The sequence below is a fragment of the Kocuria sp. CPCC 205231 genome (genome assembly GCF_040980965.1).
Taxonomy (GTDB): domain Bacteria; phylum Actinomycetota; class Actinomycetes; order Actinomycetales; family Micrococcaceae; genus Kocuria; species Kocuria rosea.
In genome coordinates, this window is sequence record NZ_JAVKPP010000048.1 from 1 (window position 1) to 2,190 (window position 2,190).

Annotated in this window: 2 protein-coding genes; both read right to left on the minus strand. The window is 70.5% G+C overall.

Going from position 1 to position 2,190, the window contains the following annotated elements:
• Positions 1 to 56: 56 nt before the first annotated feature.
• The gene (gene istB / locus RF640_RS18760; RefSeq protein ID WP_368828651.1) at positions 57 to 851 is read right to left on the minus strand and encodes an IS21-like element helper ATPase IstB; all 795 of its coding nucleotides are present in this window, start codon (positions 849 to 851) and stop codon (positions 57 to 59) included.
• Position 852: 1 nt separating this feature from the next.
• Positions 853 to 2,097, minus strand: a complete 1,245-nt coding sequence (gene istA, locus RF640_RS18765; protein WP_368828652.1) for an IS21 family transposase — start codon at positions 2,095 to 2,097, stop codon at positions 853 to 855.
• Between the last annotated feature and the right edge of the window lie 93 nt (positions 2,098 to 2,190).

Here is a 2,190-nt window from a genome sequence, read left to right on the forward strand (position 1 = left end):
TGTCAACGGCGAGTGAAAACTGACCCCTTTCCGGCATCTGAAGGTTGACCCCCTGATCACTCATCTTCTTGGGTTCCGGCCGCGGGCACGCGGCCGAGGTCTCGGTTCTTCAGCCGGTAGGAGTCGCCCTTCAAGGCGATGACCTCGGCGTGGTGGACGAGGCGATCGATCATGGCCGCGGCTACGACGTCATCGCCGAAGACCTCGCCCCACCGCCCGAAGGGCTTGTTGCTGGTCACGATCAGCGAGGCCCGCTCGTAGCGGGAGGACACCAGCTGGAAGAACAGGTTCGCGGCCTCGGGCTCGAAGGGGATGTAGCCGACCTCGTCGATGACCAGCAGCGGGATCCGGGCCAGCTTGCGCAGCTCCGCCTGCAGCACCCCGGATTGGTGGGCGGCGGCCAGGCGGTCGACCCACTCGGCGGCGGTGGCGAAGAGCACCCGGTGCCCGGCCTGGCAGGCCCGGATGGCGATGCCGGTGGCCAGATGCGTCTTGCCCGTGCCCGGGGGCCCGAGGAACACCACGTTGTCCTTGGCCGCGACGAAGTCCAAGGTGCCCAGATGCGCGATCTGTTCCCGGCGCAGCCCGCGGGCGTGGTCGAAATCGAAGTCTTCCAGTCCCTTGCGGGCCGGGAACCGGGCGGCCCGGATGCGGCCCTCCCCGCCGTGGGCCTCCCGGGCGGCGACCTCGCGCTGCAGGCAGGCCAGCAGAAACTCCTGATGACTCCACGCCTCGGTCTGGGCGCGCTCGAGCAACCGAGGCACGGACTCACGCAGGGTCGGGGCTTTCAGCGCCCGGGTCAGATACGCCAGCTCCGCCTCCCAATCCCGGGCCGGTGTTCTGGTGGTCATCTCAGGCCACCCCCTCATCGACCAGGGCCTCGGCGGTGAGGGCGTCGTAGACGCTCAGATCCCGTTGCTCGACCTCGGTGGCCGCCGGTGGCACGGGCACGGCCAGCCGGCCCCGGCGCAGCGCGACCGCGGCGGCCGCATGCGCCGGGTCGGTGAAGCTCTGGTGCTTCGCCCAGGACCGGGGGTGCTCGGCGACCACGGTTCCCTCGCAGGTCACCACGACCCGTTCCAGGTCCGCGGCCACCTGTATCCGCCGCCCGACAGCACCGGGGTGGACGGAGTAGTCGTTGGCATCCAGGCGCACGTAGTGGTCCCGCGGCAACCGGGTGGCCCAGGACCACCCGGTTGCCGGGGCCACGGGGGGCAGAGGTAGCATCGCCGCCCGGTCCGCTTCGACACGCTCGGCCGGGGTGCACCCGAGCACCCGCATCCGCCGGTGATTGCTCACCGCCACCCAGTCGGCGATCTGGGTGTTGAAGTCGGCCGGGGAACTGAAGGTCCGCCCGGGCAGGAACGAGGTCTCCAAGTGGTCGTGGAAACGTTCGACCATGCCCTTGGCCTCGGGGTCGGCCGGCTTGCAGATGATCACCTTCGCCCCCAGCACCCCACGGAAGGCGTGGGTGGCCGCAGTCAGTTCCGGGGCCCGGGCCCGCCACCGGCCCACCGCGGCCTCCCCGTCCCACACCAGCGTCCTGGGCACCGCCCCGAGGGTCTGCAGGTTCGCCCACCACCCGGCGAACAGGTCCTGCTCACCGCGGGAGGGCACCAGCACCGCGGCCCGGAACCGGGAGTACCCGCTGACCATCGTCAGCACCGGCAGCCGCGTGGCCGTGCGGGTCTGCCCGCACCCCACCGGCAGGGTGATATCCGGGAACCAGAAGTCGAACTGCGCCAGCTCCCCGGCCCGGTAGACCGTGCGCGAGGCCGGATCCGGCGGCAGGTACACCGGGCGCAGCTCCGCCACCCGGTCGCGCAGCACCCTGATCGAGCGGTCCCAGCCGATCCGCTCGGCGATCACCGTCGCCGGCATCGTCGGATACGCCTTCAGCAACTCCCGGATCTGCGGCTCCACCGCATCCACGATCGACCCGACCGGCGCCCGCTGATACCGCGGCGGCGACTGTGCGGCCAGCGCCTTCTTCACCGTGTTCTTCGAACACCCCATCATCCGCGCGATCGCCTTGATCGGGATGCCCTCACCCCGGTGCAACCGCCGGATCTCCGCCCAGTTCTCCACGCTCAACACCCGCTTCCTCCCGTCCTCGCCATGAGGACAGGGTCCGGCAGGGGGTCAAACTTCGTCTGCCGCCACAGGGTCAGTTTTCACGTGCCGTCGACA